An 18,686-nucleotide genomic window follows, 5' to 3' on the forward strand; every position below is an offset into this window, starting at 1 on the left:
CTTATTTATCAAACTCATAAAACTCAAGCCAATTTTTTCTCTCCTCATCAGTCCTTGGTTGAGTATAATATTTAAACTCTCCAATTCTATAGGCAGTATCTGCAACAGTAACAACAAGAGAAACACGTCCTAAAAACCTTACCCCGTCATAAACATTAAAGTAGATCTTTACCTGCCCTATATCATTCCTTATATTATATTTAGCTAACTGCTTAATAGCTTCTTCAGTAGCCTTTCTAGCTATAGAACCTTCCACATCTTCTTTATATTCTTTATAAAACTCCCTTACATTTACTGGAACCTCTGACTCACGCACTATTTCTCTGTCCCCTGCATTTTGAGCTAATTCATTCCACTTTGTAGAATAAGATGACACTGCTGCACCTGTATTTACTGAGCCACCAGTTACTTTATTAACTACACCACCTACGGCAGCACTCAACCATTGTGCTAATGCTGGATCATTATCCGCTATTTGCTTAATCTTTTCTATGAGCAGTTCATTGGTCATTGTAGCTTTAAAACCACTACCAGGTGCATTACCAGCCATACGTGCAGCCCACTCGCCAATCACACCATGAGCAAAAGCTTTAGCAATCTTACCTTCTTTTGTGGTGGGTTGCCAGTTATGTAATTGCTCATAAGCATTTTTAGCAAATAAACGTGCCAACTCCTGACGTTCTTCAATTTTCTTTTTATCAAAAATCTTATCTAATTGATGTAGCGTATTCTCTGTATTGGTATTAATCGTCTTAGTATCAATTTCTTTACCATCTACTGTTAGTATACCATCAGAAATAGCAGATTGAGTAATAGAGTTCGCTTTACCTTTAGAGCCTACGCTAGCACTAATACTACCAGTTGGATCCTTGAAATTAGGTTCAGAGGAAATAGAGAAGCCATCAGACTTACTGTGTTCTTTAAAGTTATCTACATCTTGTAAGCTTTGAATATGTAAATCACGACCCGTATCAACTTCAACTTTCTTACCAGATACAGTAGAGCCAATCATATTCGTATCTCGCTTTGCTTTAAGTTGTGCTAGTTGTGCTGCTCTAATCGTCGTTGGTACATAACTTTCTTGGTGCGTATCTACATTTTGACGAGCCATATGACCACTTGGCATTCAATGATCAACCTTGTAACGAACTCACTTAATGAAGGGGATATTCTCGATGACAAACTTGTCCATCCTATAATCCGGCACGTATGCATTCGCCGACACATAGATTACAGCATCCTTTGTAATGCGCATGTTCATGTTCTTCACACGCTTGATGGTTAACTCTCATTCAATTGTGTCGCCATTTCACCTCTAGTGTATATTATCTTGATAATTAATTACATTTTGAAAGTGATTCAATATCTTTTCATTATAATCAGTATTTAGATATTTGATATTCATATACCACTTACGATTATCTTCAGAACTTAAATCTAATATTAAAAATTTTGATTCTTTTAAGTTCAAATAGAATATTGAAAAATCACTGGAATTAATACCAAACCTTAAGCTCTCTAAAAAAGCATTTAAACTGACGTGTTCATCATTTGATGTATTTGGTAAAATTTGAACAATAGCGGTATTATCAACAATGCCATTAATTCTTAATCGTCTAGAAAGTAAATTATATATTTCACTTTCAGAGTAATCTATGCAAAAACTTTGATTTGTAAATCCCCCCTCTTCCGGCCATTCACTATAAACAAGATACTCATTACTCATACCATTCATTTTATCTAATTCTAAAATTTCTCCACTTTTCAAATTTAATTGATAATAACCTTCAGATGTATTTAAAATAATGTTCCCATTACTAGTCCAAACCTGATATATATGATATTGATTTCCTGTATAAATAAGAATTTTTTCTAACTTATCTTCAAAAATATTAGTTAAATACCAATCGACTTGCTTACCATTCTGTACTTTCTGAATAGCAAAAAAACTATCTTTAGTAAAAAAAGCGTCTGTGATTATTCCGTTCTTAATTTTTAGCATAGATAAATCGAGATTAAAATTATTTCCCATATCTTGTGGATTATAAATATTTGCATTAGAGCCATTGAGAACTACAACAGCACCTTTATGTGGATTCCATACATTATTATAAGATGTAAACTTCAATCTCAATATATATACTAATACCAATATACAAACTATAATAAAAAACCAAGTAAGATATTTACGAATAGATCCCATTTATTCCACCTTATATACAAGTCCGCGATTATTTTCATAATCTTCATCCAATAAATTTTCAACGGCAGCAGGACGAATCGCACCTTTTAATTGATCTAAAGTAGGATGATCTCCACTTCCATCAACTAATGCATCTACAGAAACCGTTACACAGTTATGACTCATCATTAACTTTAGCGCTTATTAAATTTTACCAACTACAGATTCCAAGAAAGATTAAAAGAATACTCTGTGCTACAGACACAGCAATTCGACCTATACCTATAATACTAATGCCATAGCTTTTACCTTCCTTGCACATAAAATATTCATTGAGATTTTGCTTTAATGCAAACATTTCTCCCCAAAGAAGGACTGCAAGTATTAACGAAAAAATAGAAAAACTATGTAAAATCCTCCCCCCAAAAATAACCATTAATTCAAGCATTAATAATTGACCTAATTGTATCATCGTAAGAAGAATACTTCTCTTAGTATTTGCGCCTGCAATAGTTATTGTATTATTCCGTATAATATATATTGCATACATACCAAGTAAAATACTACATAAGATACGCCCAGCATTCATAACGACTCCTAACGCCACTAATACATTTCTGAATAACTTTACCTATATAACTATTCATTAATTATTACGATAACCGCATAGCTAATAGTATGGATTCCATTTGTAAAAGTTAGTAATAATATACAATCATAAATTCATTCATGTTAATTGGTCTTACAGATAATTTTAATACTTCTCCACTAGTTTCTTTTTGAAATGTATTAGTCTCTATTTGCTCCCATCCATCTAAGATTAAAGATTTTTCAAGTTCAGCCATATTACTATCACTTAGTGCATCAACAATAAAGTATGGTCTAACACTACCAAGTTCATATTTAAAAGGATAGATGGCATTGATAGTAAAATGCTCACGATGATCAAAACTTTTATATTCATTCCAAATAAGAGCTTGTCTACCAGAATAAATGGATTCCAATGTATTATCTATTTTCTCTAATACAAGAGCACCACTAAATGAGCCTATGATTATTCCTACTACAACTGTAATTATTTTTAATTTATTACTAACGACCCTATCGCAAACCATCTTTATCAATCCACTATTTTATATTTAATTCGTATAAAGCCTTCTAATAACTGGACTCTAATTCTATTGGTATTAAGACCTTCACCAATTTTGTCCTTATTACTATCTAAATTATCTAAGAATTCACTCTGATTATACCCTACCTTAAAATCAGCATAGTCAGAATTCTTCACCATGAACTTATCGCCTACACGAGTCCAGTTTATCTCATCAATCAAATCCTCTTTGTAGAGAGAATATCCATATCTGATTAATGCAGAAGAGTTGTCATTATAATGATAATATCGAGTAGTGATGCCGACAATTATGATTAGTATAAAGGCTGCAGCAATGCCAATAAGTAGATATTTTAATAATTTCGGACCAAGTTCTTTTAATAAACCTATATGCATATATTTTATTATGATCTCCACCTTCTCAATATAAACACTCGTAATATTTACAATGCTCCTCTAATGTACGATTAGTAACAAACGAACTCTAAAAGACAATTGATTAAACTTAAACTTTAGATTCTTATATATTTCCATGATTACTCCATATGACGTAATACTTTTAGAGTCTTGCAAAAGTAAAATCTTTACTTGTTCATATAATCTTGTTCAAAGTCGTTAAGTAGGTATAATAAGCAACGCAATCTGATTAAACTAAAAAATATTTAAATAGGTTCTATTGCTATATGCACTTAATCGTAAACTTTTACAAAGCCATCTACCCATTGACGTTCGTTTAATACAACTTTCCCAATACCAAAATTGTCTAACCCATGAACAATAAATATATCCCAAGTGCTATATTTTTCTTTTGCTAATGTAGCATATTCATATTCACTAAATACACCTAACGTTCCACCAACTGTATACATTGAATCAACATCATATCCATACCACAATATAAAAACTTCATTGTTTTTGATAGGATCATCTACACTATAATTTCTTGGTACTCCATCATTTAAAACAAATTCCTCAATATAAAAGTTTTCATCGCAAAATTCTCTAAATCCAGGAAGTTGTTTAGCTAACATTATTGCATTTTCTGCTAAATCTTTAGTCAAAAAATGACCTAAACCAAAATACTCTGTATATGGTAATGTATCATCTTTTTTATATTTAGCTACGGCTTCATATATAGTTGTATTCATATTATCTAACCTTTCTATATATTCAATTCACGAAAAACCTAGCCTCATAAGTTTCTCCATTAATATAATTAGAACTTATTTTTATCGAATAGTAATATTTTATTATTTAGCTTAATTATAGAATGAAATTGAACAAATAAAAATCCATAGTGAACCTTGTGTTATGATTTAGGTGTCTAATCAAAATATAACCGAGGTAATCACTATGGACTATAATAATCATAACACGACATTACGTACAAACAAACACTTAAACTTCGAAAAACGATTTTATTTAGAAAAGAGAATCGTTCTAGGAGATAGTATTACGGCAATTTCACGTGCACTTGGCCGTTCTAGAACAACTATATATACAGAATTAAAACGTGGTACTGTAATTTAAATTCGACAAGGTAAATCTCAACTTGTATATTTAGCTGATTCTGGACAAGCAACATATGAAAGACAACGTGTGGGCTCTTCTAATACCATGAAAGTTGGTGCTATAGAATCTTTTATAAATTGGATTGAAAGCAAGGTTCTAGATGATCATTGGTCCTTTAATGCTACTGTTGGATATGCTGAACATAAGGATTTGTTTATGCGTAATGAAATGGTTTGTGCTAAAACTTTATATAACTATCTTCACAAAGGCATATTAGGTATAAAAGCAATTGACTTACCATTGGTAGTGCGGCATTCTCAACGAAAATCTATTTCTAGAAAACATAAGCGAGAACTTGGTAAATCCATAGAACTTCGCGGTCCTAATATTGAAACGCGCGAGGAATTCGGACATTGGGAATTAGATACCGTCCGTGGAACAAAAGATAAGACAGACCATGTTTTAATTTCTTTACTTGAGCGTAAAAGCAGATTGTATGTGGCTTTACGGTGTCCCTCAGCATGTGCTACTGATGTAAAAGAAGCACTGCAGGCACGGTTAAATACGTTTAAAGATGTTAATCTAGCTTGCTTATGCAAAACAATAACTGCAGATAACGGTTTAGAGTTTTCAGAGATATCTAATTTAGAAAATGAAACCTTGTCTATTTATTTTGCTCGACCTTATTCTGCTTGGGAGCGTGGATCGAACGAAAGGCATAATGGTTTACTTCGTAGATGTATACCGAAAGGAATGCCAATAAAAGCCGTTTCAGAGGAAACTATTCGACGAACACTTAAATGGTGTAATACTTTGCCACGCAAGCTTCTAAATTATAGAACCCCCCTTGGAGGTCTTTCTTGAAGAAGTTAATAAGATTGTAGATTTGGATACTGTTCAATTTCATATTGCAATTTAAGATATTCTTTTTTACATTATGTAAAAATTCAGTATAACCAGTAGTAGGCATATAAGATCACATCCTTTCTTTAGGACTTTGACACTTTTATTGTAAAGCATGTGAGCCTTGTATGCTTATTTTTTTGCAAAAAAATAATGTTGGTAGTGACACCGTTAATGATGTCACCCCAACATTTATTATAGAACCTCCATTTAGTATGAACTAATCTCTGATAGTCAAACATTATACGATTTCCGTTAATAACTAAATTATAGTTGACTGACTCCAATTTTATATTCCCATACGGAAAAGGTCCATTAAAGATAAAATAGTAAAGATTTCATTCTCCCTGAGACTATATAAATTAACAGTTTAAAGATTTAATAAAATACGTTTAATTATTCAAGGTCTATATAGCTAAACTTAGACTGTATTAGATTCTCTTCGTCCTTCTTTGTAGAAATTATAAAATCAACAGCAATCAGATCAATACACATTACAGGCATAACTATTTTAGCTTTAACACCATTTAGTACTGGACTTACCCATTTCTTATTATGAGTCATCTCTCCATCTGTTTTTACAACACATGGTTCGACACTAATATCTTGAATATCATATTCATGATTACGATATTCATGAAATTTCATTGATTTATTCTTAAATAAAATGTCACTTTTAATATTAACCTCTATACAGTTAATAAATCTAATTTCACAGGATTCTGACACTAATATGACTGTATTACCAAAATCTTTAATATCTAATGAATATGGCATTTCATCCCATAAATCTAATATATCAATTCTTTTTTGAAGTTCCATCATTTTTATCCTCTTTAATTCTTATATGTGATTCAGGGTCACGACGTCCAACAGGTTTCCAGTTACTATCTAATGGTTTACCATTCTTATCATGTATATGTAAATGATTATAAGGTGTATGCTTATCAGGTGGATCCACCCGTAACCGCATAATATCATTCTTATCCCTTACATGTAATCTACCATTATGAGCTTCTACAGACCATCCTTTTGGTTTTAAATATTGAAAACTTAATCTCTTAAAATCATTGAAATCCATTTCTTCATATTTACGATTTTTAAAGGTTTTTTCAAATTCATCTACATTAATTGTATTCTCTGAAGAACCCGTTCCTGTATTACCTTTTTCCTTAACTTCACTTTTTGATTTCGGCAAAGAATTCTTTAATTGTGAGACTTTTTGAGCTATAATATTTCTCTTCTTATTTACTTCATTAGCTAACCCCACAATTACTGGTCCAGATATAGATGGTCCACTATTATGTGGATCCTTTTTATTAGATGAATTATCCTCGTTTATATTAGGGACATCATCACTACTAGAATTCCCAATATTAGAATTATCATTGCTAACATTTGGTAAATCTAAATGATTATTTAAAGGGTTAATTCTCAAAGGAAATTGCTTTAGAACAATTTCACTTACAGGGGCACCCGTTTTTATAGATTCCCAGGCTCCAGTTCTTGGATTCTTAATAAACGAATCGGAACTATCATCTATAATGCTTTCATCTCCAATTGTATAAGGTAATTGTACTTGTTGTCCACTAATTAAACTCGTAATATGAATAAAAAAATCATTAAACTTATTTTTATCTCTTACCCAATTATCCGTACCATCTGGTCCAATCCAGCGACCGGAATATGCTGTACTTTGGGGAATACTAATTCCATCAAAAAATCTACGCCCTATAACATCCCATTTCCCACTGTCTTTATAGGTGTTACCATCAGAAGCATGGAAAACATTAATATACTGATATCCTATTCCAGTATTGTAATCTAATTGAACTTTATACTCAGTTCCTACATATGGTACAGTTATGCTCCAAGGCCCATTAAATCTCGATTCGGAAGCGTTTCTTCCTTCTCCAGAATCAATACTTTCACCACTAGATTCACCATAACTGGTATCAACACTTGAATTTGTGAGTTGATCAATTGATCTAGCCCATGGAAACTCCTGAGTATCAGCTTCACTAAGAGTAACTGGCTCAGCACGACCTGTTTCTATAGGAGTCGTTAAAGCTTTATAAAACACACTTCCTACAACACTAAATCTAAGTCCCGCTAATAACTTCGCCGAATCAACTTCTATAGGATATGGACTTGTTAATTCTGCATTCCATTTAGTAGCATAAGCTGACACTGCAGCCCCAGCATTTAAAGAGCCACCACTAACTTTATTAACTACACCACCGGCCCCAGCACTCAACCATTGTGCTAATGCCGGATCATTATCTGCAATTTGCTTAATCTTTTCTATAAGCATTTCATTGGTCATTGTAGCTTTAAAACCACTACCAGGTGCATTACCGGCCATACGTGCAGCCCACTCGCCAATCACACCATGAGCAAAAGCTTTAGCAATCTTGCCTTCTTTTGTGGTAGGTTGCCAGTTATGTAATTGCTCATAAGCATTCTTAGCAAATAAGCGTGCCAATTCTTGACGTTCTTCAATTTTCTTTTTATCAAAAATCTTATCTAGTTGATGTAACGTATTCTCTGTATTGGTATTAATCGTCTTAGTATCAATTTCTTTACCATCTACTGTTAGTATACCATCAGAAATAGCAGATTGAGTAGTCGAGCTTGCTTTACCTTTAGATCCTACGCCTAAGTTTGGAACTAGACCGATACTGTTATAAATCTTATCATAGCCTTTTTTATCATTAGTCTTCATCTCTTCGAGTTTCTTTTTACTACCATAGTAGTTATAGCCTATCCCATTATTGCTATAGGTATACTCGGCTTCATTTTGGATATCCTTCATCTCGAGAGATTTGGTAGTCAATGTATTCTTAGCTTTTGGAGCTTCACTTTTAATGACAGCACCTTCTAATGTAGTACCATTCCCTACATTAATATTATAGCCATCTTCTCCAGCATAAATACCTGCTTGGTGAGTTACGCTTTTCCATTTACTATCAATGCGTCCTACACTTGCACTTATACTACCTGTTGGATTCTTGAAATTAGGTTTAGAGGAAACAGAGAAGCCAGCCGACTTACTGTGTTCTTTAAAGTTATCTACATCTTGTAAGCTTTGAATATGCAAATCTCGACCCGTATCAACTTCAACTTTCTTACCAGATACAGTAGAACCAATAATAGTAGTATCTCGCTTTGCTTTAAGTTGTGCTAATTGTGCGGCTTTAATCGTCGTTGGCACATAGCTTTCTTGGTGGGTATCGCCATTTTGACGAGCCATATTACCACTCGCATTAATATCGAGAAGTCCGCCACCAGTCAAACTAATACCAGCACCGACACTCCATCCAGAGCTTTTATAAGTATTCTTAACATCTATAGTATTTTTACCAGCTTCAAGATTAATATCACTAGCGCTATCTAATACTAGTTTTTTTGCTTGTACTGTTTCACCAGTTAAACCGATACCACTTTGCTGAGCATCACGAGCTTTGATATGTACATTACCATCACTAACAAGAGTGCCACCTTGATATGTATTTGTGTCTACTACTTGCCCTTGTTTTCTAGAAGTGCTACCAATACTTACAGAGAGATTTATCGCATCATCAATATTTTTAGCGCCTCGTTTAGCTTTACCATCTACTTTCTCAACTTTACCAGTCACTGCATCTCGTATTTTAGCTCCATGTAAAGCTGTATCTACCGCTTCATATCCATCTTGCAATTGTTGACGTGCTTCGTTTAATTCAAGGGCTGCTAACCGTTTATCATCGCGGCCACCCGCTTGTTTTATAGTACGAGTCGCATTAGTAAGTGTATTCGCTACTGCACCGCCCAACGATACGGTAAGACCCGTCTTCTTATAGCGTTCATCATGAGACATATGGTTGTGATCTATGTTTCCATCTAATATAACGGCAGAGCCATCTAACACAGCGCCTTCTTTAGCAACAATATCTGCGCTTGTAATGTGAACTGTATCATTTGCCTTAATAGTGACAGCACCTTTCGTACTAGCAATTGTATTTCGTACTGTAGATTCTTCATGGTTAGCTTCATCTATATTGTGTTTTTCTTTACCTATAGTAAAGCCTATCCCTGTACTACCAAGTAATCCAGATTTCTTATGACGATATACACTAGTACCATCTGTAATCGCTTTATCTGCACCAATATCTACCTTACCACTAGCGGTAACAGATACGGCATTCTCACCTATAATTTGAGCAGATTGACCGGTTACATCTTGAGCACTTGTAATCTGTATATCTTTACCACTTACGGTAGAGCCTGTTACAGCTGTAGTAGTTACATCATCAACTGCATTGGTACTTTCACGTTTGACCAAGCTTTTCTTTTTATCTAGGTATACATGATTAACTGTACTATTTGCCTTCGCCGTATTTAATTCAACCGTATTACCAGATACTTTCACTGTGTCTGCCGCTAATAGTTGACTACCTTCAAGTTGTACAGCATCAGAGGCTACAACAGAAACATTTTTACCTTCAATGCTACTACCAACCGATGATTGTGCGTTAACAAGATCATGAGACTCCGTCGTTTGAGAATGTCCACCACCAGATTTACCCTTATCAAAACGATGTTCTTCCAATTCATGTGTAGCATTCATGGCTTTCATCGTTACATTATGGCCGGCCGTCACTTGAGTGTTCACATCAGAGGTAATAACACCTGCCGCCATAGATACATCTCGGCCTGCGACTACTGTTGTTTCACCAGCACCACCAATACGACCTTGATCTACACCGGTTATCGTTTCACGTCGATTATTTCGACTATCCCACTCAACTTTGCTATTAGCTGCCTTATACTGTACGCCTGTATTCATTACATCGCGTCCAGCACTAACCTTTGTGGAACCAGCTGCATTAGTTTGTGTAATGGTACCGCCTTCATTAATGACGTCTTTTTTAGCATACACAGAGACTGTATCGTTGCCCATAATAGTCCCTTGTGTATTACGAACTTCGTCATTCGCTGTAACCGTAGTGGTATTACCTTTAATAAGACCATTATCATTGTGAATGGTGTTGCCAGTAATAGTTATATCCTTGTCTGCCACAATACTACCGCTAGTATGCATGGTATCAACGGAAAGGTTAATGGATTGGGCCTGTAAGTTAGCTGCACCTTCTACCCGTTTTGTGGTTGGTGCTAAATATAGAGTCGGTACTAGTACAGTTTCTGTTTTACCATTTGGCAATACAACAGCCTTATTAACTAGGAGTACTACATCCTCTTTAAGATTCTTTTGCTCAGCCTCTGTTAAACCTCGACCTAATGCAACAGATTGAGATTTTGTTACACTAATCCCTGCATCCATCAATTGGCGATATTGTTCTTCCGCTGAAAGACCAGATTGCAGTCTACTTTTACCAGTTTGGCGCATAATCTCTTGCATAACGAGTTGTTGCTCATAGTAGCCATCACCTAATCGTTTTTGTATATTCATAGGATCTAATTTAAGGCGAGATAATACGTAATCGGACGATAAGAAATTACGCCGATTTGTGAAATTAGGATCAGTTTCAATCACATAAGATGTATTAGGGTTCGTCGCTAACTGGCTCATACTATGTAATAGAGATGTATCTACTGTGGCATCACTTGTACTATGTTCCACATGACTACCATATACGGCAACAGGGACATCTGTAGGGTTGACTATCGTATTCTTATAGTCAGCCGTTCGTATATTAGTCGTATCCCGTCCACGTCTCCTCCGACGACTATAGGATGTGGCTGTACCATCTTCAGTAATATATTCATTACCCTTAGGGTTACTTTGCTCATAGTGTCCTACAGTACCAGTGATATCTCCGGCAGCACTAATTTGACTAGCTTCATTCGTCATATGATCGACATCCATATGTAAATCTCCACCGGAAATAATCCGCCCAGGGTTAGATGTATCTACCACATCTTTTTCACGAGTACGATCATATTCATACTTAGTCCAATTCTCATAATATTCACCATTTATAGAAAGTTGAAGATTCTCACGAGTATGAATAACAACCTTATCTTTTGGAATTTGCTCATGATCTAAATAAATTCGTTCTTCAGATAACTTATACCGCTTAATGCTACCAGATGGTGCTACTTCATTTTTAATATGCTCTTTTTCACCTACCGCTACACGTTTAAGGGTAATGCCACCATTTTTATTATCTACAGATTTAGCATATAATGCACCACCTTGACCAAATTCAATGGCAGACGCTGTATTTACAATACGATCTATCTTACCAGACACAGTTCCTGTAGAATCCATCGTTTTACCAAGTTGTAGTTTTCCTTCGGCTTTAATCACACTACCATCTGTATTAACAATAGAGTTTGTCGCTATAGATAGATCTTTTTGGGCAATCATAACAGGGGCCTCTTTAGTCTCTGTATTACCCTTTTGAATAACAGAATCGGTAGTAATCTTAGCGGTATCTACATACAATTTACCACGATTCATCTGCTCAAAACTTTTTGTAGTAATATCTGCTTCTGTAGCAGCGATAGTACCGATATTTTGCAATTTGCCAGTACTATCCACGGTTAACTTATTTTGTGCAGATAATACACCTTGATTATTCACACCAAAGCCATCATTGGTGCCAACTAAATACATACTATTGGCATACATACCACCAATAGCAGCTACATCAAGGCCAACTTGACTAGATTCACCAGTTTTGTGAACATTCGTAACTTTACCAGAAGAATCTACGGAAACAGTATTCTTCCCCGTCACAACTTGAGCATCTTTCGCCCAAACTTTACCATTCAGCTGAACAGCCTCTGCTAACAAATCTGTGCGTGCTGTTTTCGATGCATTAAGGCCTTTTTCACCTACTGTGATACTACCTTGTTGTACTTGATAGCCTGTAATGCTACCGTTATTGATAATTGGGTTCCCCGTTGTTAATGTAGCACTGTTAGCATTGATAAAGGTGCCATTATTGACAGAAATACCATTCGGATTCGCAATGATAACATGGGCCTTATTGCCGGCCACTTCAAGAGCCCCATTCATAGATGTTGCACCCGTACCCGTTACTTCATTTAAAATTGTATTCGCTGTAGGTCCGACTAGATTCGGATTTCCCATAATGTAACCTGCCAGTTCCGTATTCACAGGACGATTGGCATTATTTAAAATAAGCCCTTTATTATCTACATTAAATGCATCATATTGGTTATGGGATAGCCCTTTATCATTAGGCGTATTGATATTGACTACAGTCATACCATTACGAGCCTCTTCTGTTTTTGGCCCCAATGCACCTTGAGCAGGTACAACAGGATTGGCTAACGCCATTGGAATCCATGGGGCAGAATTTGTAGCAAGCAATGCAGCAAAGATGGCCATTGCCGTATGTTTTCTAATATTCATATTATGTATCTCTCCTAAGTATATAAAACAATATGTATTATGTATCTATATAACTCTCTATGTACAACACTTAAAATTGATAACTTCCTCTAAACGCCCAAACACGGGTATCTGTATCAAATCCTTCTGGTTTCTTAATGGGCGTCCCTAGTGATACATCATAATTAACAGCGTCACCAACAGTGCCTCGTACACCAACGACACCACCAATCAAGGTAGTACCAAGTTGTGTTTCTGTGGATGGGCCCCATACATGCCCAATATCTATGCCTACATAGGGAGTGATTTGTTGTTTTCTAAATGGTAATGACCATTCACTTTGTACGTAGTACCCAGAGTCACCTCGTAATGTTTCTTCTCCACTAAATCCACGTACCGAATACCGTCCACCAATACTAAACTGATCTGTAGTAAATAAGCGCTGATTAGTAAATTGACTTCTAAAGCGCATCGAGAATATACCTTGCTTATGACCGATTCGTACTCCCGTTTGAATCTGCCCTTCAACCCCAGCCATTTTGTATAGTGTAGTTGGATTATCTGCCAAACCTTCCCAACTTCGTACCTTAGCACCCAATCCTTTAATACCTTGGCGATAAAATACATACATATCACTTACTCTATTGCCTCTATATTGGCGATGAGATAACCCTAATTCTACCGATGTGGTATGTTGTTCTTGAACACCAATTTCTACATCATCCAGATAATGATGACGAGACTTATGATTAACCTTAGCAATAACTGATGTTTTCGAACGACTAGTCCTATTTAGAACCTGCTCTACTGATACCTCTGTACCTTGTGTGGTACCAGCCGAACGAAATGCATTTGGCATAAACACCAATTGATTATAGCTATACTTATACGTAGATAGTCTATACGTACGGTTGCCATCGGGAATCGTATAATTAACTGCATATTGCTTTGACCCATGGCCATCATCATGACGACTTATATCTTTAGTGAAATTAGCTGTTAACGTATCATTAAGACCCAGCAATTGACTAAATGACAAAAATACGGTACCTTGATACTCTCCTGTAGCTTTATATCCTGAATTATCTAAGATAAATGAACCTTGCACAAATCCTTTTTGTTCTACCGTAAGCTTAACAATAGAATGTAACGGCTTGGTACCTGGTTCAATCGTCATCTTTATATCTTGACCAGGTACACTACGCATCTGATCAATCCCTTGTTCTAACGCTTGACGTCGTAATACATAGCCAGGTCGTACCGGGAATGCACTCCGCCAATTCGTCCGTGCATTTGGATTTGCAAGAACAATATCTTCAACATACCCTGGTAAAATCTCAAAGGTTAATGACCCTGAATGTAAATCTTGATTGGGTACAACCACTTGGCTTGTGACATATCCATCTGCTAATAATTGTTCTTGTAATTGCTTTTGAAGAAATGTAACCCCATCCGACCCGATTCGATTATGCTCATACGCCTCTAACCGGTTCTTATATTTACGAAATACAGGTTCTGACGATGTAATAACAATATGGTCTATAGGAAATGCAATCGCTTCCTTTGGTAATGCCTTCATAGGAGCACTACTAAGACCAACATACGCTGATTCTGAACGCAACGAAGCGGCCCCAGTCATTGGTGCTTCTGCGCGTTGACGCAACGAAGCATCGGCTCGGGCCGCTTCTTGTTGTATAAAAGGGGTAGATACATCGGCTGCCATGCTAGGCAATGTGCCAAATGTGGTCAACAAGCCAATACAACTTGCTGCAATACGTACAACTCTCATAAATCCCTCTCCTTTCTCTATAATTAAATTATATATTAATTTTAACACTTTTTTCAATAAGTTTTATATATTATTTTATATTTAATTAAAATATAGGGTTTTTACTATTAATACCCAAAATAAAAATTAAGCAAATACCAATCAAATTTAACATCCACAAAAACCTCGCCTTTCTCATCAAGAAAAGCGAGGTTTCGTGCATAATATTCTATTTTATAACGCTATACCTAAACACTATATATATACATTAATATAAATATTATTTGCGTTCAGGTTATTTAGTTACACTTAACAATTTTCCGCTCACTGCATCGAATACTACAGTAATGGTTTTCTTATCTTTTGTGGCAAACACAACAGTATATTGTGGCGTGCCTTTATCGGTTTTAACAGCCCAGCTTAAAAGGCTTGTTGCCTTACCTTCAGCTTGTGCATAAGCAAAGTTTACAGCTACAGCAGGAGGCAAAATAGTAGATGGATCAAAGGCTGTTTTTTCTACAGTTTTGGTAAGTTTACCAACCTTTTCATCCTTAACTTCATTTGCTGTATTTGTAAATACCGCCTTATATACACCGTCTTTATCAAAACCGCCAACAGTCAATGTAACGACTGTATCGGTAGCATCAAAAGAAATTTCATTAATAGATGCGCCGGTATGATGTTGTAAAAAACCATTGAGCATTAGATTTGCCCAGCTAATCGCCTGATGTTGTTCATCAACAACAGCGACTGTTGGCTGAACAGGAACTAAATCAGCTGCTTGAGCCATTGGACTCACCACCCCTAACAAAGATGCTAACATTATAAATAAACGACTCTTTTTTAATACAGATTTCATATGTTACGCCTCAAATTCTTTACGTTTCAGACAACAATAACATTTACTATTTATTATGTACTGTTATAACTATACACTATCAATAACAAACGGACTCTATCGAGAGAGTGTGTATGAGAGAAATAAAAAGAGTCCGTTTGTTTTCCCACTAGGGAGTGGTTAGCCACCTTGATAGTACAATGGCTAACCACCAAATAGCCCTATATTCATCAATTCTAACTAATCTTCTGTATACAAGAGGGAATGTTTAAAATTATTAGAATTAATGAATCTTAGATAGAATCATATCTACCTTGCGTTGCATATCTTCGTTTTGTTGACGAAGGGCTTCATTTTCAGCAGCTTGTTTTTGAACAATTGCTTGTAATGCTGTCACTTCATCTTGCATTACGTAGATAGAACTGATAGGACCACCTTTATATCGATCTGGAATAGCTTTCTTTTCAGGGCTATATCCAAATTTGTGGGTTACACCAGCATTTACGATACCATCGTGGCTATCTAAGGAAACACCTAAGTTAAACATAGTGTTTTCATTAGTGTAATGAGCCACACCAAGCGCTACGGCTGTTTGAGATTTGTAATTACCAATACCAGCCATAATTTGTGTTGGTTCCAATGGATCGTATTGAATTGGTTTCAATGCAGCCAATGCGGCAGCACCTGCACCAGCCTTATACGCATAAGACTTAGCAGCATTACTGGATGCACCAGCAATATTTTGCAATGCTTGGTCCATTTGTGCTTTATTAACTGCATCACCAGCATGAGTAGCAGCACCAATATTATTGATTTGTTTACCACCCATATCTAGATTACTATTGATGGATACATTACCAGGTGTAGAACCACTACCAGCATTAAGCGTAATAGTAGGAGCACCAGTACCACCACTAATAGAGGTAATACCTGTCAATGCAGGATTCAATTTGTAATTAATAACACCAGAGTTGGCAGGATCAGCTGTAATTTGAATGTTGCTATCACCTTTGAAATCAAAACCAGTAGTCAATGCTACAGAATTTTGAGTACCACCATTAGCCTTGTATTTAATAGTACCTGTGCCTGCAGTTGCAGTACTAATAGCGGCATTCATTTGACCCAAGTTAACAGCTTCATCATTATTAGCTGCATTAGCCAAACCACTGATACGGTTAGTATTTTTATCAATTACTACATTACCAACAGTGACTTTATCGAAGGAAACATCTTTCTTAGTAGCGATAGTAATATCTTTACCAGTATTTGTAACCTTGATATTATCGCCATCGTTAAAAGTAACTGTATCGCCACCTTTTACAATTTCAGGTGTGCCGCTATTAACTTTCACATTCCAAGCAGCTGTATCCTTAATAACTTGCTTACCAGCATTATCAATATTGCTCAAATCCTTCTTAGCTGCATTATTAGCAGTTGTTGTAGCATTATTGATTTGCGCACGTGTTGCAGCATCAAGGCCTACTGTGATACTTTGACCACTTGCATTCGTTTCAATACCATTTGTACCAGTGATGGTCAATGTTTGACCATTGCTTACACTACCAGTACCTGTATTACCAGCTGTACTGAAACCTACATTAGCCGTAGCATTAGAAATCGCACTATCCATTTGTTGTTTATTAACAGCGGAATTAGGCGTTGTACCAGCAGCCACATTTCTAATTTCTGTATTACCAGCGTTGATGCCACCAGTTGTGATGGAAATAGGTGCCGCACCAGTTGTACTTGGCGTAATTGTCATACCGCCACCATTGATAACAGTTGTGCCACTAGGTGTTGTGAAAGTAGCACTGCTTAAGCCGGTTAATGCTTTGGCCATGCGAATGTTCAATGTGCCTGTTGTAGCATCACCAAGAACTGCGATGTTACCAGATGTAAGATCAGCTGCTGTTGTAGAAGCACCGCCCTTGATGTTAAGTTTTTCACCATGTTTACGTGTAACAACAGTTGCATCATCACCACCGAAATCATGTTTAGCATCAGTTGTTGCTTTGTTAACAGCATTAGTAATCGCTGTATCCATTTGTGTCTTGTTAACAGCAGAATTACCAGATGTAGCAGGACCTACATTTGTAATTTCCTTACCACCTGCATCGATACCATTATTCTTATCGATAACTACGCCACCAACAGTGACTTTATCGAAGGATACGTTTTTAGCGGTACCAATTGTAATGGAACGACCTGTATTCGTAATAGCAATGTTATCGCCATTGATGAAGTTCACAGTGTCACCACCAGCTACAGCAGATGTACCAGCGCCATTGGTTTCTACATTCCAAGACGCTGCAGATTTTGCAAGATTTTGGATATATGTATTACCAGCAGTAGACAAGTTAGACAAGTCTTTATTAGCGGAGTTTTCAGCAGCCGTTACAGCAGCACTCAACTTAGCAGTTGGAGCAATGGTTACATCATCACCTGTTGCAGATGTTGTAATGAGTGCATTCGCACCAGTATCACCTTTAATGTTGAATTTAATACCACCAGTTGTGCTTAATTTCTTAGCTGTTGTTGTACCGGAATCACTACCTAAGGATACTTTGTTATCACCTAATGTAGTTACAGAATCAGTAGCGGCTTTCACAGCATCATCCATTTGTTTCTTATTAACAGCAGCATCATCTGTGGTTGCTTTACCAACGTGTTTGATTTCTGTATTACCAGCGTCAATGCCAGATCCTGCGATAGTCACTGTGTGTGTACCATCAGTGAAGGCAGCAGATGTTAAACCAGTCAATGTTTTAGCAAGACGGATATTCAATGTACCTGCACCATCGGATACAACACCGATATTACCGGTTGTCAAATCAGCTGTATTAGTTACGCCACCTTTAACGGATAATACTTCACCATGTTTACGAACAGATGTTGCACCTGTATCGCCATCGAATTTGTGTTCTGCATTAGCAAGAGCTTGTGCTGTATCAGTTTTGGATTTAGTGATGGCATCGTTAATAGCGGATGCTACATTTTGTGTAGTGG

The 18,686-nt window shown here is 36.1% G+C and carries 14 protein-coding genes; 2 read left to right on the plus strand and 12 right to left on the minus strand.

Annotated elements, in window-relative coordinates; translation table 11 throughout:
• Window position 1 precedes the first annotated feature (1 nt).
• From HMPREF1151_RS09560 to HMPREF1151_RS01265, 7 genes are all read right to left on the minus strand, one after another.
• Complete coding sequence (locus tag HMPREF1151_RS09560; RefSeq protein WP_050988780.1) at window positions 2-1,111, minus strand: hemagglutinin repeat-containing protein; 1,110 nt, start codon at window positions 1,109-1,111, stop codon at window positions 2-4.
• 204 nt (window positions 1,112-1,315) lie between these two features.
• Window positions 1,316-2,203: a hypothetical protein gene (locus tag HMPREF1151_RS01245; RefSeq protein WP_009660744.1), complete on the minus strand. Its 888-nt coding sequence runs from the start codon at window positions 2,201-2,203 to the stop codon at window positions 1,316-1,318.
• Window positions 2,204-2,371, minus strand: a complete 168-nt coding sequence (locus HMPREF1151_RS09765) for a hypothetical protein (protein ID WP_009660749.1) — start codon at window positions 2,369-2,371, stop codon at window positions 2,204-2,206.
• Window positions 2,372-2,393: 22 nt separating this feature from the next.
• Window positions 2,394-2,771, minus strand: coding sequence for a hypothetical protein (locus HMPREF1151_RS01250; RefSeq protein WP_009660763.1), 378 nt, complete (start codon window positions 2,769-2,771; stop codon window positions 2,394-2,396).
• Between the two features lie 109 nt (window positions 2,772-2,880).
• Window positions 2,881-3,297, minus strand: a complete 417-nt coding sequence (locus HMPREF1151_RS01255; RefSeq protein ID WP_009660748.1) for a hypothetical protein — start codon at window positions 3,295-3,297, stop codon at window positions 2,881-2,883.
• A 5-nt stretch (window positions 3,298-3,302) separates the two neighbouring features.
• Window positions 3,303-3,689, minus strand: coding sequence for a hypothetical protein (locus tag HMPREF1151_RS01260; protein ID WP_038141109.1), 387 nt, complete (start codon window positions 3,687-3,689; stop codon window positions 3,303-3,305).
• Between the two features lie 293 nt (window positions 3,690-3,982).
• Entirely contained in the window at window positions 3,983-4,441 is a 459-nt protein-coding gene (locus tag HMPREF1151_RS01265) for a hypothetical protein (RefSeq protein ID WP_009660762.1), read from the minus strand.
• Between the two features lie 205 nt (window positions 4,442-4,646).
• Between HMPREF1151_RS01265 and HMPREF1151_RS09960 the strand changes: the two genes are divergently transcribed.
• Together HMPREF1151_RS09960 and HMPREF1151_RS01270 are read left to right on the plus strand one after the other, a co-directional pair.
• Entirely contained in the window at window positions 4,647-4,823 is a 177-nt protein-coding gene (locus HMPREF1151_RS09960) for a helix-turn-helix domain-containing protein (protein WP_009660773.1), read from the plus strand.
• Window positions 4,824-5,669 carry an IS30 family transposase gene (locus HMPREF1151_RS01270; protein WP_369759130.1) on the plus strand — a complete coding sequence of 282 codons (846 nt, stop codon included), beginning with the start codon at window positions 4,824-4,826 and terminating at the stop codon, window positions 5,667-5,669.
• Window positions 5,670-6,104: 435 nt separating this feature from the next.
• Here HMPREF1151_RS01270 and HMPREF1151_RS01275 read toward each other — a convergent pair whose 3' ends face one another.
• From HMPREF1151_RS01275 to HMPREF1151_RS01295, 5 genes are all read right to left on the minus strand, one after another.
• Window positions 6,105-6,533 carry a hypothetical protein gene (locus tag HMPREF1151_RS01275; RefSeq protein WP_038141112.1) on the minus strand — a complete coding sequence of 143 codons (429 nt, stop codon included), beginning with the start codon at window positions 6,531-6,533 and terminating at the stop codon, window positions 6,105-6,107.
• Window positions 6,508-13,095 carry a hemagglutinin repeat-containing protein gene (locus HMPREF1151_RS01280; RefSeq protein WP_009660768.1) on the minus strand — a complete coding sequence of 2,196 codons (6,588 nt, stop codon included), beginning with the start codon at window positions 13,093-13,095 and terminating at the stop codon, window positions 6,508-6,510. Before HMPREF1151_RS01280 ends, HMPREF1151_RS01275 begins: the two co-directional genes overlap by 26 nt.
• Before the next feature lie 70 nt (window positions 13,096-13,165).
• Entirely contained in the window at window positions 13,166-14,863 is a 1,698-nt protein-coding gene (locus tag HMPREF1151_RS01285; RefSeq protein ID WP_009660775.1) for a ShlB/FhaC/HecB family hemolysin secretion/activation protein, read from the minus strand.
• A 274-nt stretch (window positions 14,864-15,137) separates the two neighbouring features.
• Complete coding sequence (locus tag HMPREF1151_RS01290; protein WP_009660783.1) at window positions 15,138-15,701, minus strand: PepSY domain-containing protein; 564 nt, start codon at window positions 15,699-15,701, stop codon at window positions 15,138-15,140.
• Between the two features lie 262 nt (window positions 15,702-15,963).
• On the minus strand, window positions 15,964-18,686 hold a 2,723-nt coding region (locus HMPREF1151_RS01295; RefSeq protein WP_009660757.1), incomplete at its 5' end, for a YadA-like family protein.

It is taken from the genome of Veillonella sp. ACP1, assembly GCF_000286635.1.
In the GTDB taxonomy this organism is placed as follows: Bacteria; Bacillota; Negativicutes; order Veillonellales; family Veillonellaceae; genus Veillonella; species Veillonella atypica.

What these genes read in the sequence shown, in the direction of transcription:
- HMPREF1151_RS09560 (WP_050988780.1), bottom strand. Translation starts at nt 1,111, where the DNA reads ATGGCTCGTCAAAATGTAGATACGCACCAAGAAAGTTATGTACCAACG.
- HMPREF1151_RS01245 (WP_009660744.1), bottom strand. Translation starts at nt 2,203, where the DNA reads ATGGGATCTATTCGTAAATATCTTACTTGGTTTTTTATTATAGTTTGT.
- HMPREF1151_RS09765 (WP_009660749.1), bottom strand. Translation starts at nt 2,371, where the DNA reads ATGATGAGTCATAACTGTGTAACGGTTTCTGTAGATGCATTAGTTGAT.
- HMPREF1151_RS01250 (WP_009660763.1), bottom strand. Translation starts at nt 2,771, where the DNA reads ATGAATGCTGGGCGTATCTTATGTAGTATTTTACTTGGTATGTATGCA.
- HMPREF1151_RS01255 (WP_009660748.1), bottom strand. Translation starts at nt 3,297, where the DNA reads ATGGTTTGCGATAGGGTCGTTAGTAATAAATTAAAAATAATTACAGTT.
- HMPREF1151_RS01260 (WP_038141109.1), bottom strand. Translation starts at nt 3,689, where the DNA reads ATGCATATAGGTTTATTAAAAGAACTTGGTCCGAAATTATTAAAATAT.
- HMPREF1151_RS01265 (WP_009660762.1), bottom strand. Translation starts at nt 4,441, where the DNA reads ATGAATACAACTATATATGAAGCCGTAGCTAAATATAAAAAAGATGAT.
- HMPREF1151_RS09960 (WP_009660773.1), top strand. Translation starts at nt 4,647, where the DNA reads ATGGACTATAATAATCATAACACGACATTACGTACAAACAAACACTTA.
- HMPREF1151_RS01275 (WP_038141112.1), bottom strand. Translation starts at nt 6,533, where the DNA reads ATGATGGAACTTCAAAAAAGAATTGATATATTAGATTTATGGGATGAA.
- HMPREF1151_RS01280 (WP_009660768.1), bottom strand. Translation starts at nt 13,095, where the DNA reads ATGAATATTAGAAAACATACGGCAATGGCCATCTTTGCTGCATTGCTT.
- HMPREF1151_RS01285 (WP_009660775.1), bottom strand. Translation starts at nt 14,863, where the DNA reads ATGAGAGTTGTACGTATTGCAGCAAGTTGTATTGGCTTGTTGACCACA.
- HMPREF1151_RS01290 (WP_009660783.1), bottom strand. Translation starts at nt 15,701, where the DNA reads ATGAAATCTGTATTAAAAAAGAGTCGTTTATTTATAATGTTAGCATCT.